This window comes from Curtobacterium sp. AC272 (assembly GCF_979258155.1).
The window spans coordinates 2,714,542-2,740,826 of record NZ_OZ409838.1; the positions used below are offsets into that span (position 1 = coordinate 2,714,542).

Sequence of the window (26,285 nt, forward strand, 5' to 3'; positions counted from 1 at the left end):
GACGACGGATCAGCGCCGGTCGATCGTGCTGACGATCATGCCGGTGCACACGAACAGGATGCCGCCGACGAACGCCGACGCTCCGACCACGGCACCTTCGACGCCACCGAGGATCAACGCCGCGATCGCACCCATCACGGCCAGGGGCACGCCGACCAGGTAGGCGACGAGCGTGGCTTCGGGGATGAGGTTCTTCGCGCCCACGTCAGTGCTGCTTCCGGCGGCGGGAGGCCTGCAGCGCGATGACCGCTGCTCCGGTGACGGCGAGCCCGCCGGCCCAGGGGAGCAGGTGCATCGCGTCGGAGCCCGTGTAGGCGAGCTCGCCGGTGGTGGCGGTCGGGGTGGCGACCGTGCCCGTGGGGGAGACAGCCAGAGCGGCGGTGGGCTGGACCACGACCGTGAAGGCGGTCGCGAACCCGCTCGAGGCGACCTCGAGGAGTGCGTCGACGCCTCGGGGAACGTGACGTCGGTCGCGACCCACGGATCGCGGCTCGGCGTGATGACGTCGGAAGGGTGATCCGAGGTCACCGTGAACGGCACCGGGTAGCCGTCGGCGTCGTCGACCTCGTTGCCGAAGCGGTCGACCAGGTGGCCGCTGACGAGCAGGGTCCCGCCCTGGTCGATGGTGGGCTGGCCGCCCTCGAACCCGACCCCGAACCCGATGTACCCACCGTCGGGCTGACGGGTGGTCTCGTTCTCGAACGTCCAGACGGTGCCGTCGCGTTCGATGACCCAGCTGGTGGAGTGCGCGGTGAGGAAGGTGTCCTTGTCCTCGGCGTTGACCTCCACGCCGAGCGGTGCGGCGGCGTCGATCGTGATGTTGACGTACTGCGACGCGGTCGTGGTGCCGCTCGTCGCGACGATGCGGAACGCGTACGTGCCGGAGTAGCGGGGCGTCCCGGAGAGCGCGCCGGTGGCGTGGTCCAGGGACAGGCCGTACGGCAGGTACCCGGACTCGTCACCGTCGTCCTCGCTCGCGTACGGATCGTCGAGCGAGTAGTACGCAGCCGAGTACGTCGGTGTGGGGAAGCCCTCGGCGGCGAACGTGTGGGTGAAGCGTTCACCGGCGACCGCGGAGAACGTGATCGGGTCGTCTTCGGTCGAGGCCTCCGGGAAGGTCGCCTCCTGCGTGACGACGGCCGTCGTGGTCGTCGCGGACTCGTCGGTGTCGCTGGTGATCGTGACGCGGATGGTCTTGCCGGCGTCCGAGGCAGCGACGACGTACGAGTCGGCGGTGACCGGCAAGGACGTGTCACCGCTGGTCCACGCGTAGGCCAGGTCGCCGGTGAAGTCGTGCCCGATCGCGGTCAGGGTGCTGCCGACGGTCGCGTCCCCGGTGATCGTCGCGGTCGGCGAAGCGGCCGGTTCGGCTGCGACGGGCGCGGTGGGATCGGGAGTCGCAGTCGCGGCCGACGTGCTGACCGGCAGGGACGATTCCGCGGTGGGATCAGCTGTCGCCTCGGCCGTCGGCGTGGACGTCGCCCCGGGAACCGGCGGAGCCGACTCGTCAGCGCCGTCGGCCGTGCTGTCAGTGCCCTGCGCCGGGGACGCGGTCGCGGTCGTCGTCGGTGCGACGGGCTGCTCGTCGGCGAAGGCGGTCGTGGCCGTCAACGCGCCGAAGCCGGTGCTCAGGCCGATCACGGCGATGGTTGCGGCGATCGCGCAGGCGCGTCGAAGTGTTGCAGTGCTGTGCTGCACGGGTGGGTCCCCTCGGGTGTGCAGTCCGGCAGGAGACCGGACGTCTGAGATCGCCGGAAGCCGGCGCTCTCGGATCGTAGCCAACCTTGGAACGGGCTGAGGGCCACGTCGCGAGCATCCCCCACGAATTGGGGGCGAGCGGTCACTCCACCAACGACTGCGTCCCCAGCACGATCGCCAGCGCCAACCGCTCGGCGTCCACCGACCCCGGCACGGCCGTGTACGCCAGGATCCGCAGGTCCTCGGGCCCGACCACCAGGGTGTCGCAGTCGAGCGTGACGAGCCCGACGTCGGGGTGGTCGATCACCTTGCGGCGGGCCGTCTCGCCCAGGGTCGTCGCACCCGAGTCCCACAGCTCGACGAACCGCGGGCTCGCCGCCCGGAGGTCCTGCACGAGCCGCTGCAACTGCCGGTCGAGCGGGTAGCGGGCCGCGGTCATGCGGAGTCCGGCGACCAGGTTCTCCTCGAACGCCGCCTGTTCCGCGGGTGTGTGCACGGCGCGGCTGCCGGAGCCGACCAGGTGCCGCCATGCGGTGTTCCGCTCGTTCCCGCGCATCCCGCCGATCGGCCCCATCAGGGCTTCGTGCGGAGCGTTTGCGACGAGCAGGTTGCCGGCGGCGTCGAGCACCGCGACGGGGGTGTCGGCGAGCCGGTCGAGCAACCGCTGCACGCTCGGCGGGATCCGCGACGGTACGACGTCCGCGCCCGGCGTCGCGTGCCCGGCGAGCCGGTACAGCAGCTCCCGTTCGGCGTCCGGAACCCTGAGGGCACGCGTCAGCGCCTCGACCACCTGGGCGGACGGCGACGTCGCGCGACCCTGTTCCAAGCGCGTCAGGTAGTCGGCGGAGATCCCCGCGAGGCCCGCGAGTTCCTCACGCCGCAGCCCCGCCGCGCGACGCCGCGGCCCGACGGTCATGCCGGCGGCCGCGGGGGTGACGTGGTCGCGGAGCCGTCGCAGGGTGTGCCCGAAGTCCGTGTCCGCCATGCCACCAGTCTGCGCGCACGTCGCGGCCCCGTCCTGGCCCCACCAGTCCTACGACAACCGGGCGACTCCCTGCCGACCCGCGTCGAGCGCGACGCTGGACCCATGACAACGACACTCATCACCGGCGCCACCCGTGGCCTCGGCAAGGAAACCGCCCGCCAGCTCGTCGCAGCCGGCCACACCGTCTGGATCGGCGCTCGCGACGCCGACCAGGGCGCGGCCGTCGCCGCCGAGATCGGCGCACGCTCCGTGCAGCTCGACGTCCGCGACGACGACTCGGTCGCCGCAGCCTTCACGCACATCGCCGCGAACGGCGGCCTGGACGTCCTGGTCAACAACGCCGGCATCGCGATGTGGGGTCTGAACGGACCGGACGCGCTCGCCGTCTTCGACACGAACGCCGTCGGCATCGTCCGCACGACCGAGGCCGCGCTGCCGATCCTGCGCCGATCGACCAGCCCCCTCGTCGTCAACGTCGGCAGCGCGCTCGGCTCGTTCACGGCGGTCCACGACCCGGACAGCGCGGCGTCGACCGTGCAGGCCGCGGTCTACGGCGCGAGCAAATCGGCCGTCTCGATGCTCACGGTGCAGTACGCCCGCATCGCACCCGAGGTGCGCTTCGTCGTCCTCGAGCCCGGCTACACGGCGACCGAGCTCGGCGGGGTGCCGAACCCGCACGGTCGCCCCGTCGAGGTGAGCGCCGCGACCGTCGCGGCTGCGGCGAGCGTGGGCCCGGAGGGCCCGACCGGCGTGTTCCTGGAGGACGGACAGCCGCTCGGGTGGTGACGTCGTGACGGACGGGAGGCACGGTGCCAGCTGGCACCGTGCCTCCCGTCCGCCGTGCGGTCGCGTCTACAGCAGCTGGCGCGCGTTGGTCGACGCGAGGTCCAGCAGCTCGTCGCCGCGACCGGACAGCACCGTGCGGATGGCGTAGAGCGTGAAGCCCTTCGCCTGCTCGAGCGTGACCGCCGGGGGCATCGAGAGCTCCTGCCGGTTCGCGCGGACGGACACGAGCGCGGGGCCGTCGTGCGCGAGCGCGGCGGCCATCGCGTCCTCGAAGTCGTCGGACACGTCGACCTTGAAGCCCTTGATGCCGATCGCCTCGGCGACCGCGGCGAAGTCCGGGTTCTGCAGCTCGGTGCCGTAGTTCACGAACCCGGCGGCCTTCATCTCGAGCTCCACGAAGTTCAGCGACGAGTTGTCGAACACGACGATCTTCACGGGCAGCTTGTTCTGCACGATCGTGATGAGCTCGCCGAGCAGCATCGTCAGCCCGCCGTCACCCGCGAGGGCGATCACCTGGCGGTCCGGGAACGCCGTCTGCGCACCGATCGCCTGCGGGACGGCGTTCGCCATCGTGCCGTGCACGAACGAGCCGATCAGACGACGCTTGCCGTTCATCGTGAGGTAGCGCGACGCCCACACCACGGGGGAGCCGACGTCCGGGATGAACACGGCGTCCTGCGCGGCGATCCGGTCGAGCACCCGGGCGACGTACTGCGGGTGCAGCGGCTTCTTCTTGCCGGCGGGGACGGCCAGGTCGTCGAGCTTCTCGCGGGTCTTCCGGTAGCGCTTCAGCGATTCCTCGAGGTGCTTCGTCGGGTGCGAACCGGTCAGCAGCGGGATGAGCGCGAGGGCGGTGTCCTTGACGGTGCCGACCAGGCCGATGTCGACGGGGTGTCGCCGGCCGAGCTGCGACCCGCGGATGTCGACCTGCACGTGCTTCGCCTTGGCGGGGAAGAACTGCTGGTACGGGAAGTCGGTGCCGAGCATGAGCACGACGTCGGCGTCCTCCATCGCGCGGTACCCGGACGCGAAGCCGAGCAGACCCGTCATGCCGACGTCGTAGGGGTTGTCCCACTCGATGTGCTCCTTGCCGCGCAGGGCGTGCACGATCGGGGCCTGCAGGCGCTCGGCCAGCGCGATGACCTCGTCGTGGGCCCCGGCGACACCGGCGCCGGCCAGGATTGTGACCTTGTCGGCGCCGTTCAGCAGCTCGGCGGTGCGGAGCAGCTCGGCCTCGCTCGGCACGATGCGCGGCGTCGTGCGCTCGATGCGGGTGGTGCGGTCGTCCTTCGCCTCGGCGAGCAGGACGTCGCCGGGGATCACGAGCACCGCGACCCCGCGCTTCTCGACGGCTTCGCGCATCGCGATCTCGAGCAGGCGGGGCATCTGGGTCGGGTCGGCGACGTACTCGACGTAGACCGAGCACTCGCGGAACAGCTCCTGCGGGTGGGTCTCCTGGAAGTAGCCGGAGCCGATCTCGGCGGTGGGGATGTGCGCGGCGATCGCGAGGACCGGGACGCGCGACCGGTTGGCGTCGAACAGCCCGTTGATGAGGTGCAGGTTGCCGGGACCGCAGCTGCCGGCGCAGACCGCGAGCTCGCCGGTCAGTTCGGCCTCGGCGCTCGCGGCGAACGCAGCGGCCTCCTCGTGGCGGACGTGCTCCCACCGGATCGTGCCGTCCTTGCGCAGGGCGTCGGTGAAGCCGTTGAGGGAGTCCCCCGGCAGGCCGTAGACGCGGGCGACGTCGTTCTTGCGGAGGGTGGCGACGATGTTCTCGGCAACGGTTGGCATGCTTCCTGTCTACTCGCGGGCGGCTGCGCTGAGTGCTTTCAGAGGCTCGCCGGGCCCGTGGTCGGAGTCGGGGCTGGGACGATGGTCGGATGACCGACGCGCCGCTGCTCCGCCCCCGCCGACCGGAGTCCGACGGCACCGGGATCCTCGAGCCGTCGCCCTACCCGCTCGTCTCCGTCGCGATCGCGGTCATCGCCGTGGTCGTCATCACGCTCGTCGGGTTCGCCCTCGGCACGGTCGACCTCGGACTGTCGAAGGCCCTGAACGCCCTGCACACCGGCGCGATCGGGGCGTTCACCACCGCCGTCTACCACGTCATCAGTCCGGGCCCGGCGATCGGGATCACCGTCGTCGTCGTGGCCGTGATCTGGTGGCGCACCCGGAGTCTCCGCCCGGCCCTGGCCTTCGGCGGCACGATCGCCATCACGTGGGTGCCGTCCGCGGTCGTGAAGGAGATCGTCCACCGCGCCAGGCCCGACGTCGCGGTGCTGCCGCACCCGTTCCCGGTGCAGCCCGACCCCGGGTACCCGAGCGGGCACACCGTCTACATCACGGCGTTCGTGATCGCGCTGATCTGGCTGCTGCGCGAGACCCGGTGGCACCGACTCGCACGGACGCTCGGGGTCGTCGCGATCGTGGTGGTGTTCTTCTCGGTGTCGATCGACGCGGTGCACTACCCGACCGACGCGGTGGCCTCGATCCTGTGGGCGCTCGCCGTGGCCCCGGGGGTGCGGGTGGTGTGGGTCGACTGGCTCATGCCGCGGATCCCGTTCCTGCGGGGTCGGTGACCGACTCGGTACGACGTCCTCGATGTCGTACGACGTCGAGGACGTCGTACCGGGTCAGGCCAGGCGGGTGCGTCCCCGGGCGACGAGCAGCGCCACGACGGCCACCACGGCGGACGCGAGCATCACGATCGCCAGCGGTGCCGCCGTCACCGAGCCGCCGATGCTGACGAGCGGGGACACCAGCGCCGCGAGCCCGAACTGCAGCGCACCGAGTACGGCCGACGCGCTGCCGGCAGCGGCGGGGACCGCGCCGAGGGCCAGTGCCGTGGCGTTGCCGAGCACCAGTCCGAGCGACCCGACCGCGGTGAACAGCGGGACCGCGAGCCAGAACACGGGCGCCGCGAAGACGACGAGCAGCGCGAACGCGACCGTCGAGGCGAACACCAGGGCGATGCCGAGCGACAGCACCCCGGTGACCGAACGCGTCTCGGTGAGCTTGGCGGACACGATGCTCACACCCATCAGGGCCAGCGCGTTCAGCCCGAACGCCAGGCCGTAGCCGACGGTGCCGAGCCCGATCATGTCCTGGTACAGGAACGGCGAGGCGGAGATGTACGCCATCATCACGGCGAACGCGAAGCCGAACACGGCGATGTAGCCGAGGAAGGTGCGGGAGCGCAGCGCGCGGGCGGCGAACCGGAGCCCTTCCGCTCCTCGCGCAGCACGTCGCGGTGCGCCTTCAGGTGGGTCTCACGGATGACGGCGAGCACCGCGACGAGCATGACCACGGACAGACCGAGCACGATCGACAGCAGGCCGCGCCAGCCGATCGGACCGGTGAGCAGGCCACCGAGCAGCGGAGCGACGACGGGGGCGACCCCGCCGACGATCATCATGAGCGAGAACGCGCGGGCTGCGGGCTTGCCGGTCGCGAGATCGGAGATGACCGCACGGCTGATCACCATGCCGGCCGCACCGCCCAGGCCCTGCAGGAGTCGAGCCGCGATGAGCACGCCGATGTTCGGTGCGAACACGGCGGCGACGCTCGCGAGGACGCACAGTGCCGCGCCGGCGATGAGCGGCGGCACGCGGCCGAACCGGTCGGACAGCGGGCCGAAGACGAGCTGGCCGGCCGTGACGCCGACCAGGAACGCGGTCAGGGTGAGCTGCACGGTGGTGGCGCTCGCACCGAGCTCGGTGGTCATCTGCGGGAACGCCGGCAGGTACAGGTCGGTGGCGAAGGGGGCGACGGCGCTGAGCAGGCCGAGCACCAGCAGCAGCGGTGTCGTGATGCCCTGCTGCCTGGTCGTGGGTGTCGCGGCGTGCGCGCGGATGGTTCCGGTGTCCGTGGTCATTGTTATGAAAGCATAACTCATTGCCGATCCTCGGTACAGTACGGACATGCACTCCGCCGTGTCCGACCACGTCCTCGCCGACCTCGCCGACGTCGTGCTGCGGATCTCGCGGGAGATCGACCCGCACGGTGCCGGGGCGCTCGACATCGTGCCGCTCACCGGGACCGAAGCGCTCGTGATGCGTTGGGTCGACCGCAACCCCGGCACCTCGCCGAGCGCAACGGCCGAGGCGACGGCACTCAAGCGCAGCAACCTCAGCGTCGCGCTGCGGTCCCTGGTGGAGAAGGGGATGGTCGAACGTCGGCAGGACCCGGACGATGCGCGGACCGTGCAGCTGCACTCGACCGACGTGGCGCGGGAGAGCATCGGACGCCTCCGCGCGCACTGGGCCGGCAAGCTCCGCGCCGCGCTCGGCGACGACGATCACGGGGTGCCCGAGGCGCTCGCGCTGCTCGACCGGATCGACGAGGGGCTGCGCGGGGTCTAGTCCTGCGGCGCGTCGTCCTCGATCGGCAGCAGCCGCCGAGCGCCGTGGCCTTCGTCGCCGAGCGCGTCGCCCGGGTTCACGACCGAGCACGCCCCGAGCGAGACGCAGCCGCACCCGATGCACTGCGTCATCTCCTGCTGCAGCCGCTCGAGTTCCAGCTGGCGGGCCCGGGTCGCGCACGCCACCGCTCGTTCAGCCGGTTCCAGTCGCGCAGGGACGGCATCCGGTCGGCCGGCAGCGTGCCGAACTGCTCGGCCACCTCGCTGAGCGGGATGCCCAGGCGCTTCGCCACCTGGATGATCGCGATCCGCCGTTCGACGTGTCGCGGGTACATGCGGGTGCCGCCGTCGGTGCGCTCGGGGCGGATCAGGCCCTTGCGCTCGTAGAAGTGCAGGGCCGACGCGGCGACGCCGGTGCGTCGGACGATCTCGCCGATCGGGAGCAGGTCGGTCGGGCGGGGCGGCTGGATCTCGACCATGGTCGAGATCTTGCGGTGGCTCGGACGGGAGGCCCGTGGCGGGCCCGCCACGGGCCTCCCGTCCGTCCGTTGGTCACGTCTACCGCTGCTGGAACGACTCCCAGAGCAGGAACGCGGTGAACAGGACGAACGGCGTGCACGCCACCACGTTGAGCCACCGGTGCTCGACGACCACCGCGACGAACTCGCGCAGGAACGCGCTCGGCACGTAGTACGGCGCCGTCCGCGAACCCACCACCTGTGCCGGCAGGTCGAGCCGCCGGGCCAGGGTGGCGGCGCGGAGCACGTGGTAGTTGTTCGTGACCACGACGACCTGACCGTCGCGCCCGGCCTCGGCCTGCACGGCGCGCGAGAACCGCAGGTTCTCACGGGTGTTGCGTGACTCGGTCTCGGGCCGGACGTCCTCGGGATCTGCGCCGTTCGCCAACAGGTACTCGGCCATCGCGGTGCCCTCGGGGCGAGGCTCGTCGTCGCCCTGCCCGCCGGAGGGGATCAACAGCGGCCGGCGCCCGGCGGCCCGCTCGGCGCGGTAGACCACGAGCGCCCGGTCGAGACGGCTTCGGAGCAGGGGCGGCACCTCGCCGCGGATCAGCCCGGAACCGAGGACGACGATCGCGTCCGGCACCGTCCCGTGGCGCATCCGGCCGTAGACCACGGAGTACACGGCGAACGCGATGAGGGACACCGCGAAGTACCCGCAGACGAACACCATCAGCACGGCGACCGCGATCCGGGTGCCGTCCCAGAGTGTGAAGCCCTCGCCGCTGGCGGACACGAACAGTGCGATGGCGACCGCGGGCAGCACGAACACGAGCACCCCGGCGACCAGCGACAGCGTGTTGCCGAGGCTGCGCCCCTCGGAGCGGAGCATCCGGAACCCGTTCGCGATGAGCGCCACACCGAGGACGACCACCGCGAGCGGGACGAGCAGCAGCACGGTGCCGACGAGCAGACTGAACCCGGGGACCACGAGCGTCAGGGCGGTCACGGCCGTGGCGAGCGCGAAGAACGCGGCTGCGGTCAGGAACACCCCGTTGCGGAGCATCCGCGGGTCACGCCGCCTGCTCACGACGTACAACAGCAGGAACACCAGCGCGAACAGGGCGGGCGCACCCACGGCGGTCATCGGTCGGCCGTACGGAGCGCGGTCATGCGCTCCACGCTACCGGTCGGGGATCAGGAGACCGCCCGGCGGATCAGATCGGCGACGGTCGCTTCATCCGCCTCGGAGAACTCCGGCGTGATCGCCCACGACGTCGGCCAGAACGTCCCGTCGTCGAGCGCGGCCGAGTCCTGGAACCCGAGCGTCGCGTAGCGGGCCTTGAACTTCGCGGCGTCCTGGAAGAAGAACGCCGCCTTGCCGTCCTTGTAGTACGCGGGCATGCCGTACCAGAGCTTCGGTGCGAGGTCGGGCGACACCTCGAGCGCGATGCGGTGGATGCGTTCCGCGAGCCCGCGGTCGGGCTGGGGCATCTCCGCGATCTTCGCCTCGACCGCAGCGGCGTCCGCTGCCGCCTTCTCCGCCTTGGTGCCTTTCGTACCGCGGGTGCGTTTGACCTCGGCGGCGTGCTCCTGCATCGCCGCGCGTTCCTCGTCGGTGAAGGTGCCCTCGGTCGTCGTCGTCCGTGCCATGGTCGTGCCCTTCCGTGTCGGTGCGACGATCATGCACCCGATCGCGCGTGCTGCGCTCGTCGCGCTCGTCGCGCTCGTCCGATCGCGCTCGTTGCGCTCGTCCGATGGTGCCGGTGGCAGGCTCGGTCCATGACCTACATCGCCAGCGACGACCGCTACGACTCGATGACGTACCGCCGCACCGGCCGCTCGGGCCTCGACCTGCCGTTGCTCTCCCTGGGGTACTGGCACAACTTCGGTGACGACGTGCCGTTCGAGACGCAGCGCGCGATCAGCCGTCGCGCCTTCGACCTCGGGATCACGCACCACGACCTCGCGAACAACTACGGCCCGCCGTACGGAGCCGCCGAGGTGAACTTCGGGCGCCTGATGCGTGAGGACTTCCGGCCGTACCGCGACGAGATGGTCGTGTCGACCAAGGCCGGGTGGGACATGTGGCCGGGGCCGTACGGTCAGGGTGGCGGTTCGCGGAAGTACGTGCTGGCCTCGCTCGACCAGTCCCTGCAGCGGACGGGTCTCGACTACGTCGACGTCTTCTACTCGCACCGCCTCGACGCCTCGACCCCGCTCGAGGAGACGATGGGTGCGCTGCACACCGCGGTCCAGCAGGGCAAGGCGCTCTACGTCGGCATCTCGTCGTACGACGCGGAACGCAGCCGCCAGGCCGCCGCGATCCTGCGCGACCTCGGGACCCCGCTCCTCATCCACCAGCCGTCGTACTCGATGCTCAACCGCTGGATCGAGACCGAGGGGCTGCTCGACGCCGCCGGCGAGCTCGGCTTCGGCGTGATCGGGTTCACCGCGCTCGCGCAGGGCCTGCTCACCGGCAAGTACCTGGACGGGGTGCCCTCGGACTCCCGAGCCGCCGCCGGCAAGTCGCTCGACGCCTCGAGCATCACCCCGGAGGTCGTCGGGCACCTCCGGGCACTGAACGACGTCGCCGCGGCTCGTGGACAGTCCCTGGCGCAGCTCGCCCTGGCCTGGGCGCTCCGTGACGAGCGGGTGACCTCGCTCGTGATCGGGGCGTCGAAGGTGTCGCAGCTCGAGGACAACGTCGCGGCGCTGGCGAACACCTCGTTCACCGACGAGGAGCTCCGCACCATCGACGAGCACTCCGTCGGCATCACCGACGTCGACCTGTGGGCGGGAGCACGTGCCGGCGACGTCTCCTGACCCCGGCCCTACGAGCGGTTCGGTCCGGCGCCCACCGGGGTCCGACCGCGCAGTCGCTCGCGGCTGAGCGCCGGCAGGGCGAACCCGGTGTCCCGTTCGAGCACGTGGGTGCCCGGCGCGACGATCGCGTCGATCGCGTCGAGCAGCCCGTCGTCGAGGACGATCTCGGAAGCCTGCACGTAGGCGTCGACGTGCGACACGGTGCGCGGCCCGATCACCACCGAGGACACGTCCGGGTGGGTCAGGGCGAAGGCGACCGCGAGCTCCGACACCGTGAAGCCGGCGTCGTCGGCCAGGCGTCCGAGCCGGTCGGCGACCTCGAGCTTCCGACGGTTCCGCGGGGCGCCGATGTCGTACGCGTCCGGCTGTTCGTCGACGTGCGGTGAACGAGGTTGGACGGTGCCGTTGCGGTAGGTGCCCGCGAGCCAGCCGCCGCCGAGGGGTGCTCCGGCCAGGACCCCGAGGCCGAACCGCCGGGCGACGGGGAACACCGTGCGCTCCGCCGTGCGGGTGAGGATCGAGTAGGGCACGTGGGTGGCGGTGGCGCTCTTCGACCCGGACCGCAGCCACTGCGCCTCGACGAGTTCCTCGGCTGGGAACCCGGGAGGCCGAAGGCGCCGATCTTGCCCTGTGCCACCAGGTCGGCGAGGGCGTCGAGCGTCTCGTCGAGCGACGTCGCCGGGTCCGGCAGCGCCGGCTGGTACAGGTCGATGACGTCGGTGCCGAGTCGCTGCAGGCTCCGCTCCACGGCACGGAACATCCACCGCCGCCCGTTGCCCCGGTGCGCCGGGTCCTGGTCGACCGGGGCGCCGAACCGCACCGACAGGAACACGTCCTCGCGCCGTCCGGCGATCGCCGCGCCCACAGCCGTCTCGGCCAGGCCCGCGCCGTCGGCGTCCGAGACGTCGACCGACGTCACGCCGCGGGTGAGCGCCTCGAGCACGAGGGTCACTCCGGCCGACGGGTCGTGGGCCGCGACGCCGGCGACGGCACGCGTCCCGAGCGTCAGCGAGCTGACGGGCGCCCCGTGCGCCCCATGCGTCGCTGTTCCATGCGCGCCACGATATGGGCCGAGCGGGCCGCAGGACGGTCCGGTGACGAAGCATTACCCCTGGCCCCGACCGGAACGGTTGGTACGATGGAAGCAGTTCTGAAACACGCAGTGTGTATCTACCGGCCGCCGGCTCCCCGGCGGACAACGGCGGCACCCGATGGGTCCGCCCCCACCGAACCGGGCCGGGCCGAGAAGGCACACCCCCCATGCTCCACACCAGTCCCACCCCGTCCGCGCCCGCCCCGGAGCGCACGGACACCGCGACCGCCGGAGACGCCTCGCTCGTCTCCCTCGCCGGACGCTGGTACTTCCCGGTGGCGTTCATCGCCCGCCTGCCGTTCGCCATGATGGTCGTCGGGGTCCTCACCCTCGTCGTGGCCGCGCGTGACTCCGTCGCCCTCGGCGGCGTCAACTCCGCCTCGGTCGGCATCGGTGCCGCGGTGTTCGGACCGATGGTCGGCGCCGCCGCGGACCGGTTCGGCCAGCGTGCCGTGCTCGTCCCCGTCGGCCTCGTCAACGCGGCGCTGCTCGGCGCGTTCCCCTTCGTCGTCAGCGGCAGCGCGCCGGACCTGGCCGTGCTCGCGATGGCGTTCTGCATCGGGGCGTCCGCGCCCCAGGTCGCGCCGATGTCCCGTACCCGGCTCGTCGCCATCATCGCGCAGCGCATGCGGCCGGCCCGCCGCGAGAAGACCCTCAGCGGCACGATGGCGTACGAGTCCGCCGCCGACGAGACCGTCTTCATCATCGGCCCGTTCCTGGTCGGCATCCTCGCCAGCGCGATCGCCCCCTGGGTCGCCGTGGCCGGTGCCTCGGCCCTGACCTTCGTGTTCGTGACCGCCTTCGCGCTGCACCCCACCGGCAAGCTCGTGCTCGGGCAGCACGAGGAACTGACCCAGGCCCCGGCGCGCCAACTCCTGCGTCCGCGGCTCGTCGTCGTGGTCGTCGGGATCCTCGGCATCGGCCTGTTCTTCGGCTCGACCCTGACGTCGCTGACGGCGTTCATGGAGACCCACGGCGAGGCGTCCCAGGCCGGCCTGCTCTACGGCCTGATGGGCATCGGTTCGGCGGGACTCGCCCTCGGGTCCGCAGCGTTCCCGCGGTCGTTCGGCCTCGGCTGGCGCTGGCTCGTGTTCGGTGTCGTCCTGCTCGGCGGCGCGATCGCGTTCTCGCAGGCCGACTCCGTCGTGGCGGTCGGCATCGTCCTGGCGATCATGGGCGTCGGCATCGGCCCGACCCTGGTCGCCCAGTACAGCCTCGGTTCGGACCGCTCACCGGTCGGCCGGTCCGCGACGACGATGACGATCCTCGGTTCCGCCGTGATCGTCGGGCAGTCGATCGCCTCCGCCATCACGGGCGACCTGGCCGAGCAGCACGGCACAGCCGCGGCGATGGTGCTCCCCGCCGCCTCGGCAGCGGTCGTCGTGCTGGCTGCCGTCGTCAACCTGCTGCTGCGTCGCCGTACCGCCGCCTGAAGCAGATCGCACCGGGCCGGTCGCGGTCTTCTCGGCGTCCGATCCCTGTCGCCGTTCAGAGATCGCCGTCGCTGTTCCGACGAGCACGGCGTCGGACTTCCGGGATCACGAGGTCCGGCACGGCTCGAAGCATGAACTGGTCGAAGTCCGGGACGGTGAATGCTGCGTAGCCGTGTTCGGGGGTGTACAGCAGGCCCATGTCGATCAGCTCCGCTCGAGTCGGCCCGAGTTGCGTGGACTCCCGGTTGAGGACGCGAGCCACGTCGGCGGCCTTGTGCGCATCCGGCCCGAGTTCTGCCATCGCACGGAGGTAGGCCGTCTGCAGTCCTGTCGCGCGGTCGAGGCGTACCCGGAAGAACGACCGGTCCAGTTTGGTGAGGTACCCCTCGCGAGCGGCGTCGATGTCGTCGGCGGTGATCTCCGGACCAGCGGCGATCTCCCAGGCCTGGTATCCGAGCTCCTGGAGGAAGTAGGGGTACCCCTTGGTGATCTCCAGTGCGAGGTCGACGGCGTCGGAAGCGAACGAGGCCTCCTCCAGCTCGGCCGGGCGGATGAGCGCCTCCCTGGCGTCGTCGTCCCCGAGCGAGTCGATCTCCGGGAACCTGAAGAGGCGCTCCGCGTAGGACTTCGCGTCGCCAGCGAGCTCGGCGATCTGGGGGAGCCCGGCGCCGACGAAGGTGATCGGGAGCTTGCGCTGGACTGTCTTGTGCAGGGCCTGGATCATGGCTTCGAGCTGCGCTGACCGCAGGAACTGTACTTCGTCCACGAGGATCGCGACGCCCCGACCGTGTTCCTGCGCAGCCTGTCCGAGCGCGACGAGGACGTCCGTCAGGTCCAGGGCGAGGTCGCCGTGATCAGCCAACCCCTCCGCCGGCTCGACATCCCAGGTCATCGACCACGTACCGGTGTGGTCCACGGACATGCCGAAGGCGGTCAGGACTTCGGCCGCCCGTCGCGCGCGATCCGTCCATCGCTTGCGTGGAGAGATCTGGAGCAGTGCCGACCGGAGGAGCGAGGCCATCGTCTGCCGGAACTGTCCATCGTCGTGCTTGCTCGCCTCGAGCTCGACGACCTCCCAGTTCGCCGTTCGCGCCAGCTCCGCGAACTCGTTGAGCAGTACCGTCTTCCCGACGCCTCGGAGCCCGGTCATGATCAGCGACTGGTCTGTACGCCCGCGGGCGAGCCGCTGGAGGAGCACTTCGAAGGCGCGGGTGTGCTCGAAGCGTCCCGCAACGATCTCGGGAGTCGCTCCAGCGTTCGGCGTGTACGGATTCCTCACGCTGTCCATGCGCCAGACCTTAGCGGATTTACCTCGCTTTAGTCATCGCAGATAAAATGGGATAACACCCGAAAGGGTCAGGACTCGGTGTCGTCGACCAACAGGTCCTCGTGCCGGTAGTCGTCCGCCCGCAGTCCGGCGCGGGCGATCATGTGCGTCGAGACGGGCACCAGGAACAGCTGGAACACCATGATGGGCAGGACGACCCAGAACGCCGTCCAGGTCGCCACCGCGACGACGATGGCGGCCAGGGCGAACGCCAGCCCGAGCACCTGCGGCTTCGCCATGGCGTGCAGGCGGACGAGCGGGTCCGGGAACCGCACGATGCCGACCCCGGCGCCGAGGGACAGCAGCGAGCCGATGAGCAGCAGGGCGAGTGCGATCCACGCCCGCACGCCGGCGCCGTCGAGGAACGCCTGGATCATCTCGGTCACGACTGCTCCTCTTCTTCGGCGGCGTGCTCGGGGGTGGTGACGCTCAGGCCCTCGTCCGACGGGTCCGACGACGGCGTGACCGCTCGGGCCACGGCGACGGTTGCGAACACGCTGGTCGCCGCGATCACCACGAGCACGGGGACCCCGGTCAGGTCGCGCCGGACCACCATCGACGCCGCGATCACCACGAGCACGGTCGTCAGGACCATGTCCGATCCGATCATCCGGTCGAGGATCGTCGGGCCGCGCACGATCCGGAACACCGCGAGCGCGAGGGTGGCACCGAGCAGGGCCAGGACCAGGGCGATGCCGATCCCCATGACGACGACGGCGGCGCTCATCGGGTGACCTCCGGCAGCGGTTCGGACAGTTCGGAGACGTCCTGCTTCGAACCGAGGGCACGGATGACCATGGCCTCGATGCCGAGGGCCTCGCGACGAGCGGCCTCGACCTGCTCGACCCGCTCGGTGTCGAGCACGTGCAGCAGCAGGCGCCTGCGCCGTAGGTCGACGTCGGCGACGTACGAGCCGGGCACCAGCGAGATCGCGAGGGTCGCCAGCGTGAAGGTCATCTCGGCGGTGGAGTGCAGCTGCACGAGCGTGATGGAGCTGCGGCGGACACCCCGCGGCCGGAACGCGACCCAGGCGACCCGGAACGACGCCGTGATGACGAGTCCGGACCACACGACGAGGAACCGGACGGCGTGCACGATCGAGAACCGGGCCGACAGCGGGACCGGCGGGAGCGGCAGCGCCTGGGTGACGAGGAGCGCCACCACGATGCCGCAGAGCAGGGTCAGTGGCGTCCACGAGCCCCAGAGCAGGGCCCACAGGACGGTGAGCCCGGCGACGAGCGGGACGTCGTACCGCCACGCGACCGCGATGCGGCGGGCGTTCGCGACGTGTCGGGTGTCGGTGTTCACCGGTCACCCCCGAGGACGGCCTGCACGTACCGGTCCGGCGACTCGAGCGACTCCGCTGCGCGGCTCGCGTACCCGTAGAGCGGGCCGGCGACCACCGTGAGGGCGACGGATCCGAGGACCGCGACCGTCGTCACGCCGACGAGCATGCGCGGCAGCCGGACCTTGGTCGGCGCTTCGCCGACCGTCTCGGTCGACCCGGTGGTCGGACGGGAGGCACTGCTCGCGTGGGGTGCGTCGGTGACCGTCACCGAGCCTCCTGGGTGGAAGGCCTCACCCGTCTCCTCGGAGACGGTCAAGGGGGCGGGTTCCGGCGACCGCAGGGCTGCGTGCGGTTCGGCGGTCGTCGCGTGCGGTGCCGCGGCCTCGGCCGCGGGCTTCGGCCGCCAGAAGGCGGCGTCCCACACGCGCATCAGCGCGTACAGCGTGAGGAGCGACGTGACCACGCCGGCGGCGATCGTGACGTACGCCAGCGGGGAGCCGTCCTCGGCGGCGGCGCGGAACAGCCCGAGCTTGCCGATGAAGCCGGAGAACGGCGGGATGCCGCCCAGGTTGAACGCCGGGATCAGGTACAGCGCGGCCAGCAGCGGCGCGGCCTTCAACAACCCGCCGAGCGACCGGGTCGACGTGGTCCCCCCGACGCGTTCCATCAGGCCGGACACCAGGAACAACGTGGTCTGCACGACGATGTGGTGCACCGTGTAGAAGACCGCAGCCGCCGTCCCCGCGACCGTACCGAGCCCGACACCCATCACCATGAAGCCGATGTGGCTGATGAGCGTGAAGGACAGCAGGCGCTTGACGTCGGTCTGGGACACCGCACCGAGCACCCCGACGACCATCGTCAACACCGCCACCACGAGCAGCACGTTGTTCAACTGCGGCCCGGGGAAGATCACCGTCTCGAGGCGGATGATCGCGTAGATGCCGACCTTCGTCAGCAGACCGGCGAAGACGGCCGTGACCGGGGCCGGGGCGGTCGGGTACGAGTCCGGCAGCCAGAACGCCAGCGGGAAGACCGCCGCCTTGATGCCGAAGCCGATGAGCAGCATCGTGTGCAGGAGCAGCTGCACGTGCTCGGGCAGCTCGGCGACGCGCTCGCTGATCTGGGCGATGTTGACCGTGCCGGTCGCGCCGTACACCAGGCCGATCGCGGCGAGGAAGATCGCCGACGCGATCAGGCTCGTGACGATGTACGTGGTGCCGGCCCGGACCCGCTGCTCGCTGCCGCCCAGGGTGATGAGCACGTAGCTCGCCACGAGCAGCATCTCGAACGCGACGTACAGGTTGAACAGGTCGCCGGCGATGAACGAGTCGAGCACGCCCGCGGCCAGCACGAGGTAGGTCGGGTAGAAGATCGTGACCGGGGCTTCACCGTCGTCGGCTGCGAGCCCCTGGCCGATCGAGAACAGCAGGACGATGAGCAGCACGCTGGCGCTCACCGTGAGGAGCAGGGCGCTGAGGCGGTCGACGACCAGCGAGATGCCGTACGGGGCGTCCCACCCGCCGACCTGCACGACGATGGTGCCGTGGTGGTCGACGAGCACCATGAGGGTCGCGGCGACGGCGAGTGCGACGACGAGCACCACGACGGTGATCGCTCGCTGGAGCTTCTGGTGCCGCAGGAGGCCGAGTGCGACGGCTGCGCCGAGCAGCGGGACGAGGACGAGGAGCGGGACGAGCCAGGTCATCGGTTCACTCCGTCCTGGTGCGGTTGGTGTTCGTGCGGATCGTCGGCGTCCTCGGGGGACTTCGGGTCGAAGTCGGCTTCCGGGTCGTCGTCGGGGTCGTCGCGTGTGCGGCCGATGGCGACGTCGGCTTCGTCGACCTCGACCTCGTCGGCACGGGACAGCTGCCACGAGCGGTGGATGAGGGCGAGCAGGAACGCGCTGACGGCGAAGGTGATGACGATCGCGGTCAGGGCGAAGGCCTGGGGGAGTGGGTCGGTGATGCCCTCGGAGGACTTGCCGATCGGCGGGTTGCCGGCGGCGCCCGACATCACCAGCAGGAGCAGGTTCAGGGCGTTGCCGAGCAGCAGGAAGCCGAGCAGCATCCGGGTCAGGGACCGTTCGAGCAGCAGGTAGACGCCGCAGGAGAACAGCACGGCCATCGCGATCACGAGGACGAGGGTGACGGTCATGTGGCGCTCCTTCCGGGGTGGGGGCCTCGAGGGTGTCGCGGACCGACCCCTCGGTGGTGTCGCGGGTAGGCGCCCCGGCATCCTCGAGGCGCTGCCGGTCCACCTCGGCGCCGAGGCTGCGGAGGACGTCGAGCACCAGGCCGACGACGACCAGGTACACGCCGATGTCGAAGAACGTGGCGGTGACGAACTCGACGTGGCCGAGGATCGGGACGGTCGCCTCGAAGAACTCGGAGTACAGGGCTTCGCGACCGAAGAACAGCGGCACGATCGCGGTGATCGCTGCCGTCGCGACACCGAGTCCGAGCAGTCGACCGGCACGGACCGGGGCGGCGGCGCCGAGTTCGGCCGGGCCACCCGCCAGGTAGCGGGCCGCCAGCGCGATGCCGGCGACGAGGCCACCGGCGAAGCCGCCGCCGGCCGCGTTGTGCCCGGCGAACAGCAGGTACACCGACAGGACGATGAGCCCGTGGAACAGCAGTCGGACCACGACGTCGAGGAGTGCCGAGCGGCCGGTCGGGATGGCGGCGCTCGTCGGCAGCCAGGCGCGCGGCTCGCCGTCGGTGCGCTGGCCGTCGGCGGTGAGCTTCTCCGGCAGGTCACGGAGCCGGGGCAGCGTGTCCTCGCGGGAGTTCACGAAGATGAGGCTCGCGACGCCCGTGGCCGCGGCGACGACGACGGTGAGTTCACCGAGGGTGTCCCAGCCGCGCAGGTCGACGAGGGCGACGTTCACGACGTTCAGGCCGTGCCCGAACGAGCTCGTGAGCGCCGGCAGGTCCGGCCAGATCGGGTCGGCGGTGCGCGCCGAGGCCGCGACGATGACGACGATCGCGAGTGTGAGGCCGGCCAGGCCCGCGAAGAGCGCACGGACGATGCGGAACCGGCTCGGGTTCGTCGTCGCGATGCGCGGGGGAGCCGCCGGAGCACCAGGACGAATGCGATGAGGGTCACGGTCTCGACCACGAGCTGCGTGAGGGCGAGGTCGACCGCGCCGTGCAGGACGAACAGGACGGACATCCCGTAGCCGGTCACGCCCACCAGGACGGCGGCGGCGAACCGGGTCTTCGCGGTGAGGACGGCGATGGCGCCGACGGACATCACGATGACGACCGGGATCTGTCCCCACGAGTCCGAGAACCGGACGTGGAACTCCCACGGCCCGCCGAGCACGAGGTTCGCGAGCGCACCCGCGACGAACACCGACAGGATCACCGTCAGGTAGTAGGGGAGCGAACCCCGCTGGACACCGGCGGTCAGGCCCGTCGCGAACCGGTCGAGGCCGCGCATGAGGTGCCGGTAGGTGCCCGAGGCGCTCGGGAACCCGGCGAGCTGGTGCTGCAGTGCCTCGACCGGACGTCGGAGGGCGAACAGCGCGAGACCGCCGACCAGGGTGACGGCCGAGATGCCGAGCGCCGGTTCGAGGCCGTGCCAGAGCGCGAGGTGTGGGACTTCCTCGCCGGGGAGCGCAGCCACCGTCGCGGCGGGCTCGATGCCGTGCGCGACCACCGGGGTCAGCAGGCCGAGGGCGAGACCGGTCAGTGCCAGGATCGACGGCACCACACCCAGGCCGTGCAGGGCGTGCGGTTCCGTCTGGGCGACCTCGGGCTTGCGGGCGAACGCTCCCCAGAAGAAGCGGAGCGAGTACGCCACGGTGAGCACCGAGCCGAGCGTCACACCGACGAGGGCGAACCAGGCCCAGCCGGCGTCGGGACCGTGCAGTGACTCGGTGAAGCCGGTCAGCACGGCTTCCTTCGCGACGAAGCCGATCGTCGGCGGGATGCCGGCCATCGACACGAGCGCGAGGGCGGCGACGACGGCCAGCCACGGTGCCTTCCGGCCGAGGCCGCTCAGGCGCCCGAGGTCGCGGGTGCCGGTGGTGTGGTCGATCGCGCCGACGACGAGGAAGAGCGTGGACTTGAACGCGGCGTGCGCCACGAGCAGGGCGATCCCGCCGAGCGCCACCGCGGGCGCGCCCCACCCGGCGGCGAGCACGAGGAACCCGAGCTGCGCGACGGTGCCGTAGGCGAGCAGGAGCTTGAGGTCGGTCTGGCGGAGCGCTCGGTAGCCACCGATGAGCATGCCGAGGACACCGAGCACGGTGATCGTCTCGCGCCAGCCGTCGAGCAGTGCGAACGCCGGAGCGAGCCGGGCCACGAGGTAGATGCCGGCCTTCACCATCGCTGCGGCGTGCAGGTAGGCGCTGACCGGGGTCGGAGCGGCCATCGCCGCCGGCAACCAGAAGTGGAACGGCACGATCGCCGACTTCGTCAGCGCGCCGAGCAGGACGAGGACCACCGAGACGGTGACGATCGGTCCGGTCGGCGGGGCAGCGATGATGCCGGAGAGCGAGGTCGTGCCCGCCGCGACCGACAGCATGACCAGACCGGCGAGCATCGCCAGACCGCCGGCGGTGGTGACGACGAGGGCCTGCATCGCGGCTGCACGGCTCGCACGCTTGTCGGCGTCGTGTCCGATGAGCAGGTACGAGAAGACCGTGGTGGCTTCCCACAGGACGAAGAGCACGATGACGTCGTCGGCGAGGACGAGCCCGAACATCGACCCGGCGAACGCGGTCAGCACGCCCGCGAACCGGCCGATCCCGGGTTCGTCGCGCCCGAAGTACGAGGCGCAGTAGACGAGCACGAGGGCCCCGACGATCGACACGACGAGCGCGAGCACCCACGACAGGGCGTCCATCCGCAGCGTGATCTCGAGGTCGAGCTGCGGGACCCACCGGTGCCGTTCGACGACGCTGCCGTGCAGGGCTGCGTCCGTCTGCAGCACCGTCAGCACGGCGGCGGCTGCGGGCGCAAGGGCAGCGACGTAGAACACGCGGCGGCCGAGGACGGGGGTCAGGGCGGGGACGATCAGGGCGACGATCGCGAACGCGACGAGGACGAGGACCATCGGGCACCTCCTCGGGGTCGGGCTGCAGTCCGGCTCACTGGGCCCTCACAGCCTACGAAGAGTGGGATGTGGAGAACCTGTGCGACCGGACAGCATGCTCGCGCTCGGTTCACACTGTGAACACCACTCTGCCCGTGCTCCCGGCGGGCTGTCCGGCCCACGTCGCCTCGACGTCCGCCAACCGCACGGCCGTCGCATCCACCCGGACGGTGCCGTCCGCGATCGCACCGACGATGCCCGGCAGCTCGGCGACGAAGCCGGCGCGACCGACCGATCCCTGCCCGCTGCCGACGATCGTCAGGCCCGAGGCGCGCAGTGCCGCGGACGGGATCGTCGCCTCGTGGCCTGCGGTGGAACCGATCGCGATCCAGTCGAGCCGGCGTCCGCGGTCGGCGCGCGCGGTGACGACGGCGCGCATGACGTCGGCGGCGGGCTGGCCCCAGACGTAGTCGATGACCACGTCGACGTCGGCGGCTGCAACGGCCACCGCCTCGGCATCCCCGAGCGGCACGACCACGTCCGCACCGATCCCGGTCAGCGTCGCGAGTCGACCGGCGTCGCGACCGCTCGCGACCACGTGAGAGGCGCCGAGGTGCTTCGCCACCTGCACCGCCGCGGTGCCCGAGGCCCCGGTCGCGCCGAGCACGAGGACGCGGCTGCCCGGGGCGAAGTCGATCCGCCGGCGCAGGGCCACCCACGACGACAGCACCGGGTTCACGCCGGCTGCCACGGTGACCGGGTCGGCACCGTCGGGCAGCACGACGCTCGCCCGTGGGTCGACCGCGACGCGCTCGGCCATGGTGCCGCGGGTGTCGCTCGCGACGGCGACGTAGCGCAGCGTGCCGTCGGGGAACCGGGCGACGCCGTCGACGCCGGGGACCAGGGGGAGCGCGCCCTCGCTGGTGTAGTGCGAACCGTCGGCCTGCGACCGGACCCGCGGGTGGAGCCCGGCCGCGACGACGTCGACGACGACCTCGCCGGGTCCGGGAGTCGGTTCGCCGAACTCCTGCCAGGTCGGGGCGTGGCCGAACTCGGTGACGACTGCTGCGTGCATGGTGTCCTCCAATTGCTTCGTGTCACGAACAAAGTAGTTCGCATCACGAAGTTCGTCAACTAGGCTGGAGCCGTGCAGGAGATGACCGAGGACGAGCAGCTCGTCGATGCCCTGGGCGAAGCCGCCTTCCGGACGATGGGTCCGCTGACCGGGCTCGCGGCCGATGCGGGGCTGTCACTGACGCAGCTGCGGGTCCTCGCGATCCTGCGCGACCGTCGTCTGCGGATCGGTGACCTGGCGCAGTACCTGGGGCTCGAGAAGTCGACGATGACCGGGTTGGTGGCGCGCGCGGAGAAGAAGGGGTTGCTCGCACGGCAGCCGAACACGGACGACGCCCGCGCGGTGGACGTCGTGATCACCGACGCCGGTCTCGAGGTGGCGCGCTCGCTCGAGGGTGCGATCCGCGATGCACTGCTGCCGCTCACCGCTCGGTTGCCGGAGCGGGACCGGCGGCAGCTGCGCGTGCTCCTGGAGCAGATGCTGCGCTGAGTCCTCAGCGGCCGTGCGCTCGTGCCGGGATCTGCGTCGCGAGCTTGCCGCCGGAGACGTCGAGCAGGGTGCCGGTGATGTAGCCCGAGGCGTCGCTCGCCACGAAGACGAGCAGGTCGGCGACGTCGTCCGCGGTCTCCCACCGGCGCAGCGACAGGGTGTCGAGCAGGCGGTCCTGGGCCTCGGTCGGCATGGTCGCGAATCCGTTCATCGCCGTCGGGACCATGCCCGGCGCGTACGCGTTGACGGTGATGCCCCACGGGCCGAGCTCCGACGCCAGCACCCGGGTGAACGAGACGACCGCAGCCTTGGACGCCGCGTAGGCAGCGCTGCCGACACTCGGCACGATGGCGGCGAACGAGGCGGCGTTGATGATCCGCCCCCGGCCCGCGGCCTGCATCACCGGCGCGACGGCCTGGCTCATCAGGAAGGTGCCGCCGAGGTTGACGTCCATGCACCGGCGCCAGGCGTCCCACTGCAGCTCGGCGACGGTGCCCTCGACGTTGATGCCGGCGTTGTTCACGAGCACGTCGATCGTGCCGTGGCGGGTGACGACCTCGTCGACGGCGGCCCGGACCGACTCCGGGTCGGCGACGTTGCACACGACGTGGTCGAGCGGGAAGTCGGGCTCGAAGGCCAGGTCGAGGGCGACGACGCGGCAGCCCTCGGCGACGAAGCGGTCGGCGAGCGTGCGCCCGATCCCGCGTGCTGCTCGGTCACGACCACCACGCGGTCGGTCAGGTCGAGGTGCATCGTCGCTCCTGTCGTCGGTGCGGATCATCGATGACCGCAATAGGCATACTATTCGAGCATGACGGATCAGCGTGTGCTCTGGGTCACCGGCGGCGGCAGCGGCATGGGTGCCGCGAGTGCCGAGGCTGCTGCGCGAGACGGGTGGACGGTGGTCCTGAGCGGGCGTCGCGTGGACCGGCTCGAGCAGGTCGCTGCGACGATCACGGCCGCCGGCGGCACGGCGGAGGTCCTGCCCCTCGACGCTGCCGATCCCGCTGCCGTCGCGTCTGCGCGGGACGCCGTGCTCGAGCGGTTCGGACGACTCGACGCGGTCGTGCTCGCCGCCGGGCTGAACGCACCGCGGCGCCGGTGGGACGACCAGTCGTTGCCGGACTTCCGCGCGATCGTCGACACGAACCTCACCGCGGTGGTCACGGTCGTCGACGCCGCACTGCCTGCGCTGCGCGAGTCCGGCGGCGTGGTCGTCGTGGTGTCGTCCTACGCCGGGTGGTCCTTCCAGCCCGGTGCCGGCGTCGCGTACTCCGCCTCGAAGACCGCGCTCGGTTCGGTCGTCCGGAGCCTCAACCAGCAGGAGGCTCACCACGGGGTCCGGGCGACGCACCTGTGCCCCGGTGACGTCGCGACCGACTTCCTCGACCAGCGGCCGTCGGTACCCGACGCCGCCGCACGATCGGTGATGCTGCAGCCGGAGGACATCGCCCGTGCGGTGTCGTTCGTGCTCGAGGCGCCGTCGTCCATGCGCGTCGACGAGCTCGTGGTCAGCCCGGTGTCCCAACGGTGACCAGCACGTTCGACCGCGTCGTCGACGAACTCGGCGGAGCGATCGTCACCAGCGGCCTGCCCGCCGGACACCGGGACAGCATCGACGGGTTCGCCGTCCGCACGGGCGCCAGTCGGAGCATCGTCCGTGAGGCCGTCCGCGTCCTCGTCGCCCTCGGCCTGCTCACCGCGCGGCGCCGCGTCGGCGTCACCGTCCTCGGTGTGAGCGAATGGGACGTCCTGGATCCGCGCGTCGTGCGGTGGCGCCTCCGGGGCCCGGACGGTGACCGCGTGGCGGTCGAGCTCCGCGAACTCCGCGCGGCGGTCGAACCCGCCGCCGCCGCCGCCGCAGCCCGGCGGGCGCCGCTCGACGAGTGCGCGGACCGACGGGAGGCGCTCCGCACCACCGCGGACGAGCTCGCCGCCGCAGCGGCCCGCGACGACCGCCTCGACTTCGTGGCCGCCGACGTGCGGCTCCACGCGCTCGTGCTCGACCTGTCCGACAACGCGCTGTACCGACGGCTGCACCGCGTCGTGGGCCAGGTGCTGCGCGAACGCGGGAGCCTCCGTCCGGACCGGCACGACGTCGGCCTGCACATCGCGCTCGCCGATGCCGTCCTCGACGGTCACCCGGACGCCGCGGCCGCAGCGATGCGGGCGATCGTCGAGCGCACGTGAGCGGGGCCCCGCCGACCTGGGAAGATGGAGTCCGGTGCGCTCCTCCGGCGCCCGTGGAGGGTGAGCGTGGACGCAGCACAGGACCTGGTCGTCCAGCTCATCGGCACCCCGTGGACGTTCGTCGTGGTCGGCCTCGTGCTCGCCGTCGGCAGTGTCGCGGTCTTCCTCCCCAGCCAGGCGCTCGTCGTCGCGGTCGGCACACTCCTGGTGGGCGGTGACGGCGGCCTCCTGCCGGTCCTCGTCCTCGTCGCCGCGGCCTCGATCGGCATGGTCCTCGGCGACCTCGGGCTGTACCACCTGGCGCGCTCGGTCGACCTCGGCTCGAGGTCGTGGTTCGCGCGTCCGAAGGTCCGCAAGGCCCGGGACGCCATCGACGGCCGCTACCGCGCGGCTCCCGGGCGCATCGCGGTCCTCGGACGCTTCATCCCGATGGGCCGGCTGACGACGAACCTGGTCGGCGCGGACAGCGGGCTCGACGTTCGGCGGTTCCTCGTCAGCTGTGTGCTCGCCGACGTCGTGTGGGCCGCGTACTGCGTCGGCATCGCGGCGGCCACCGGGCGCTGGAGTCGCGAGCAGCCCTTCCTGGTCACGACACTCGCGGTCGTGGCGTCGATCCTGCTCGGCCTCGCGGTCTCGGCGATCGAGAAGGCCGTGCGGCGACGCAGCGAGGCGGCGGCCGCGGCCTGACGAACGTAGGGTGGGTACACCGTTCGAAGGAGAACCCGTGCTGCTCGACGACCTCGTGCCGGACCCTGACGCGCTCGAGCGCATCGCCACCGGCAGCACCTGGGCCGAGGGACCCTGCTGGATCCCGTCGTCCCGCACCCTGCGCTGGTCGGACATCCCCGGCGACCGGATCCTGCAGTGGCACGCCGACTCCGGCGAGACCTCCACGTACGCCGAGGGCGTCGAGTTCACCAACGGCCGGACCCTCGACCGCGACGGCAGCGTCGTCCAGTGCTCGCACGGGCTCCGGCGGGTGGAGCGGGACCGCGACGGCGTCGTCACGCCGATCGTCGACGCCTGGGCCGGCGGGCGGTTCAACTCGCCGAACGACGTCGTCGTCGCCCGGGACGGCAGCGTGTGGTTCACCGACCCGGCCTACGGCATCACCCAGCCGCGCGAAGGGCACCCTGGCGTGCGCGAGTACGGCGACCACTGGACGTTCCGGTGCGGACCGTCCGGTGAGGACCTGCGCCCCGTCGCGACCGACGTCGACGAGCCGAACGGCCTG

The 26,285-nt window shown here is 71.5% G+C and carries 27 protein-coding genes and 4 pseudogenes; 10 read left to right on the top strand and 21 right to left on the bottom strand.

Annotation, left to right across the window (positions count from 1 at the left end; translation table 11 throughout):
* Positions 1–9: 9 nt before the first annotated feature.
* Together ACZZ0J_RS13940 and ACZZ0J_RS13945 are read right to left on the bottom strand one after the other, a co-directional pair.
* On the bottom strand, positions 10–1,698 hold the full coding sequence (locus ACZZ0J_RS13940; RefSeq protein WP_463437432.1) for a putative Ig domain-containing protein: 1,689 nt from the start codon (positions 1,696–1,698) through the stop codon (positions 10–12).
* Positions 1,699–1,840: 142 nt separating this feature from the next.
* Positions 1,841–2,683 carry a helix-turn-helix transcriptional regulator gene (locus tag ACZZ0J_RS13945; protein WP_463437433.1) on the bottom strand — a complete coding sequence of 281 codons (843 nt, stop codon included), beginning with the start codon at positions 2,681–2,683 and terminating at the stop codon, positions 1,841–1,843.
* A 102-nt stretch (positions 2,684–2,785) separates the two neighbouring features.
* On the opposite strand from ACZZ0J_RS13945, the gene ACZZ0J_RS13950 reads away from it, so the two are divergent.
* Positions 2,786–3,469, top strand: coding sequence for an SDR family NAD(P)-dependent oxidoreductase (locus tag ACZZ0J_RS13950; protein WP_194648963.1), 684 nt, complete (start codon positions 2,786–2,788; stop codon positions 3,467–3,469).
* Between the two features lie 66 nt (positions 3,470–3,535).
* On the opposite strand, the gene poxB is transcribed toward ACZZ0J_RS13950, so the two are convergent.
* Positions 3,536–5,260, bottom strand: a complete 1,725-nt coding sequence (gene poxB / locus ACZZ0J_RS13955; RefSeq protein ID WP_159570631.1) for a ubiquinone-dependent pyruvate dehydrogenase — start codon at positions 5,258–5,260, stop codon at positions 3,536–3,538.
* 89 nt (positions 5,261–5,349) lie between these two features.
* Between poxB and ACZZ0J_RS13960 the strand changes: the two genes are divergently transcribed.
* Positions 5,350–6,048 carry a phosphatase PAP2 family protein gene (locus tag ACZZ0J_RS13960; protein WP_194648962.1) on the top strand — a complete coding sequence of 233 codons (699 nt, stop codon included), beginning with the start codon at positions 5,350–5,352 and terminating at the stop codon, positions 6,046–6,048.
* A gap of 54 nt (positions 6,049–6,102) precedes the next feature.
* On the opposite strand, the gene ACZZ0J_RS13965 is transcribed toward ACZZ0J_RS13960, so the two are convergent.
* Positions 6,103–6,636 carry an MFS transporter gene (locus tag ACZZ0J_RS13965; protein WP_463437434.1) on the bottom strand — a complete coding sequence of 178 codons (534 nt, stop codon included), beginning with the start codon at positions 6,634–6,636 and terminating at the stop codon, positions 6,103–6,105.
* Entirely contained in the window at positions 6,612–7,343 is a 732-nt protein-coding gene (locus ACZZ0J_RS13970) for an MFS transporter (protein WP_463437435.1), read from the bottom strand. Before ACZZ0J_RS13970 ends, ACZZ0J_RS13965 begins: the two co-directional genes overlap by 25 nt.
* A 46-nt stretch (positions 7,344–7,389) precedes the next feature.
* Between ACZZ0J_RS13970 and ACZZ0J_RS13975 the strand changes: the two genes are divergently transcribed.
* Positions 7,390–7,830 (top strand): MarR family winged helix-turn-helix transcriptional regulator, encoded by a 441-nt coding sequence (locus tag ACZZ0J_RS13975; RefSeq protein ID WP_463437436.1) that lies wholly within the window; start codon positions 7,390–7,392, stop codon positions 7,828–7,830.
* Here ACZZ0J_RS13975 and ACZZ0J_RS13980 read toward each other — a convergent pair.
* From ACZZ0J_RS13980 to ACZZ0J_RS13995, 4 genes are all read right to left on the bottom strand, one after another.
* Complete coding sequence (locus tag ACZZ0J_RS13980; RefSeq protein ID WP_463437437.1) at positions 7,827–7,961, bottom strand: hypothetical protein; 135 nt, start codon at positions 7,959–7,961, stop codon at positions 7,827–7,829. The two genes, ACZZ0J_RS13975 and ACZZ0J_RS13980, sit on opposite strands and share 4 nt — an antisense overlap.
* Complete coding sequence (locus ACZZ0J_RS13985; RefSeq protein WP_463437438.1) at positions 7,958–8,308, bottom strand: MerR family DNA-binding transcriptional regulator; 351 nt, start codon at positions 8,306–8,308, stop codon at positions 7,958–7,960. The genes ACZZ0J_RS13980 and ACZZ0J_RS13985 overlap by 4 nt, the downstream gene beginning before the upstream one ends.
* Before the next feature lie 79 nt (positions 8,309–8,387).
* Positions 8,388–9,434 (bottom strand): YdcF family protein, encoded by a 1,047-nt coding sequence (locus ACZZ0J_RS13990; protein WP_463437439.1) that lies wholly within the window; start codon positions 9,432–9,434, stop codon positions 8,388–8,390.
* 50 nt (positions 9,435–9,484) lie between these two features.
* Positions 9,485–9,940, bottom strand: coding sequence for an iron chaperone (locus ACZZ0J_RS13995; RefSeq protein ID WP_463437440.1), 456 nt, complete (start codon positions 9,938–9,940; stop codon positions 9,485–9,487).
* A gap of 129 nt (positions 9,941–10,069) precedes the next feature.
* On the opposite strand from ACZZ0J_RS13995, the gene mgrA reads away from it, so the two are divergent.
* The gene (gene mgrA, locus ACZZ0J_RS14000; RefSeq protein WP_463437441.1) at positions 10,070–11,113 is read left to right on the top strand and encodes an L-glyceraldehyde 3-phosphate reductase; all 1,044 of its coding nucleotides are present in this window, start codon (positions 10,070–10,072) and stop codon (positions 11,111–11,113) included.
* 8 nt (positions 11,114–11,121) lie between these two features.
* Here mgrA and ACZZ0J_RS14005 read toward each other — a convergent pair.
* Positions 11,122–11,697 (bottom strand): annotated as a pseudogene (locus ACZZ0J_RS14005) (aldo/keto reductase); the annotation flags it as partial.
* Between the two features lie 32 nt (positions 11,698–11,729).
* A pseudogene (locus ACZZ0J_RS14010) lies at positions 11,730–12,122 on the bottom strand (aldo/keto reductase); the annotation flags it as partial.
* A gap of 251 nt (positions 12,123–12,373) precedes the next feature.
* On the opposite strand from ACZZ0J_RS14010, the gene ACZZ0J_RS14015 reads away from it, so the two are divergent.
* Positions 12,374–13,639 carry an MFS transporter gene (locus ACZZ0J_RS14015; protein WP_250900153.1) on the top strand — a complete coding sequence of 422 codons (1,266 nt, stop codon included), beginning with the start codon at positions 12,374–12,376 and terminating at the stop codon, positions 13,637–13,639.
* Positions 13,640–13,694: 55 nt separating this feature from the next.
* Here ACZZ0J_RS14015 and ACZZ0J_RS14020 read toward each other — a convergent pair whose 3' ends face one another.
* From ACZZ0J_RS14020 to ACZZ0J_RS14060, 9 genes and pseudogenes are all read right to left on the bottom strand, one after another.
* A complete protein-coding gene (locus tag ACZZ0J_RS14020) occupies positions 13,695–14,927 on the bottom strand; it encodes an ATP-binding protein (protein WP_463437442.1) in 1,233 nt (410 codons plus the stop codon).
* A 68-nt stretch (positions 14,928–14,995) separates the two neighbouring features.
* Positions 14,996–15,343 (bottom strand): monovalent cation/H(+) antiporter subunit G, encoded by a 348-nt coding sequence (gene mnhG, locus ACZZ0J_RS14025; protein WP_463438188.1) that lies wholly within the window; start codon positions 15,341–15,343, stop codon positions 14,996–14,998.
* A 5-nt stretch (positions 15,344–15,348) separates the two neighbouring features.
* A complete protein-coding gene (locus ACZZ0J_RS14030) occupies positions 15,349–15,693 on the bottom strand; it encodes a monovalent cation/H+ antiporter complex subunit F (protein ID WP_463437443.1) in 345 nt (114 codons plus the stop codon).
* Positions 15,690–16,274: a Na+/H+ antiporter subunit E gene (locus tag ACZZ0J_RS14035; protein WP_123294606.1), complete on the bottom strand. Its 585-nt coding sequence runs from the start codon at positions 16,272–16,274 to the stop codon at positions 15,690–15,692. The genes ACZZ0J_RS14030 and ACZZ0J_RS14035 overlap by 4 nt, the downstream gene beginning before the upstream one ends.
* Entirely contained in the window at positions 16,271–17,962 is a 1,692-nt protein-coding gene (locus ACZZ0J_RS14040; RefSeq protein ID WP_111085886.1) for a Na+/H+ antiporter subunit D, read from the bottom strand. The genes ACZZ0J_RS14035 and ACZZ0J_RS14040 overlap by 4 nt, the downstream gene beginning before the upstream one ends.
* Positions 17,959–18,411: a Na(+)/H(+) antiporter subunit C gene (locus ACZZ0J_RS14045; RefSeq protein WP_111085885.1), complete on the bottom strand. Its 453-nt coding sequence runs from the start codon at positions 18,409–18,411 to the stop codon at positions 17,959–17,961. The genes ACZZ0J_RS14040 and ACZZ0J_RS14045 overlap by 4 nt, the downstream gene beginning before the upstream one ends.
* 190 nt (positions 18,412–18,601) lie before the next feature.
* Positions 18,602–19,261: pseudogene (gene mbhE / locus ACZZ0J_RS14050) on the bottom strand (hydrogen gas-evolving membrane-bound hydrogenase subunit E); the annotation flags it as partial.
* Positions 19,150–21,318 carry a proton-conducting transporter transmembrane domain-containing protein gene (locus tag ACZZ0J_RS14055; RefSeq protein WP_463437444.1) on the bottom strand — a complete coding sequence of 723 codons (2,169 nt, stop codon included), beginning with the start codon at positions 21,316–21,318 and terminating at the stop codon, positions 19,150–19,152. The gene ACZZ0J_RS14055 and the pseudogene mbhE, both read right to left, overlap by 112 nt.
* 109 nt (positions 21,319–21,427) lie before the next feature.
* Positions 21,428–22,372, bottom strand: coding sequence for a zinc-binding dehydrogenase (locus ACZZ0J_RS14060; RefSeq protein ID WP_463437445.1), 945 nt, complete (start codon positions 22,370–22,372; stop codon positions 21,428–21,430).
* 81 nt (positions 22,373–22,453) lie between these two features.
* Between ACZZ0J_RS14060 and ACZZ0J_RS14065 the strand changes: the two genes are divergently transcribed.
* A complete protein-coding gene (locus ACZZ0J_RS14065; protein WP_194648990.1) occupies positions 22,454–22,861 on the top strand; it encodes a MarR family winged helix-turn-helix transcriptional regulator in 408 nt (135 codons plus the stop codon).
* Between the two features lie 4 nt (positions 22,862–22,865).
* Here the strand turns inward: ACZZ0J_RS14065 and ACZZ0J_RS14070 are convergent, their stop codons facing one another.
* Positions 22,866–23,642, bottom strand: a complete 777-nt coding sequence (locus tag ACZZ0J_RS14070) for an SDR family NAD(P)-dependent oxidoreductase (protein WP_463437446.1) — start codon at positions 23,640–23,642, stop codon at positions 22,866–22,868.
* Between the two features lie 30 nt (positions 23,643–23,672).
* Here ACZZ0J_RS14070 and ACZZ0J_RS14075 point away from each other — a divergent pair, with 30 nt between their 5' ends.
* The 4 genes and pseudogenes from ACZZ0J_RS14075 to ACZZ0J_RS14090 all read left to right on the top strand — a co-directional run.
* A complete protein-coding gene (locus tag ACZZ0J_RS14075) occupies positions 23,673–24,395 on the top strand; it encodes an SDR family oxidoreductase (protein ID WP_463437447.1) in 723 nt (240 codons plus the stop codon).
* Positions 24,392–25,051 carry a FadR/GntR family transcriptional regulator gene (locus ACZZ0J_RS14080; RefSeq protein WP_214547397.1) on the top strand — a complete coding sequence of 220 codons (660 nt, stop codon included), beginning with the start codon at positions 24,392–24,394 and terminating at the stop codon, positions 25,049–25,051. The genes ACZZ0J_RS14075 and ACZZ0J_RS14080 overlap by 4 nt, the downstream gene beginning before the upstream one ends.
* Before the next feature lie 66 nt (positions 25,052–25,117).
* On the top strand, positions 25,118–25,738 hold the full coding sequence (locus ACZZ0J_RS14085) for a DedA family protein (protein WP_463437448.1): 621 nt from the start codon (positions 25,118–25,120) through the stop codon (positions 25,736–25,738).
* Positions 25,739–25,793: 55 nt separating this feature from the next.
* Positions 25,794–26,270 (top strand): annotated as a pseudogene (locus ACZZ0J_RS14090) (SMP-30/gluconolactonase/LRE family protein); the annotation flags it as partial.
* Between the last annotated feature and the right edge of the window lie 15 nt (positions 26,271–26,285).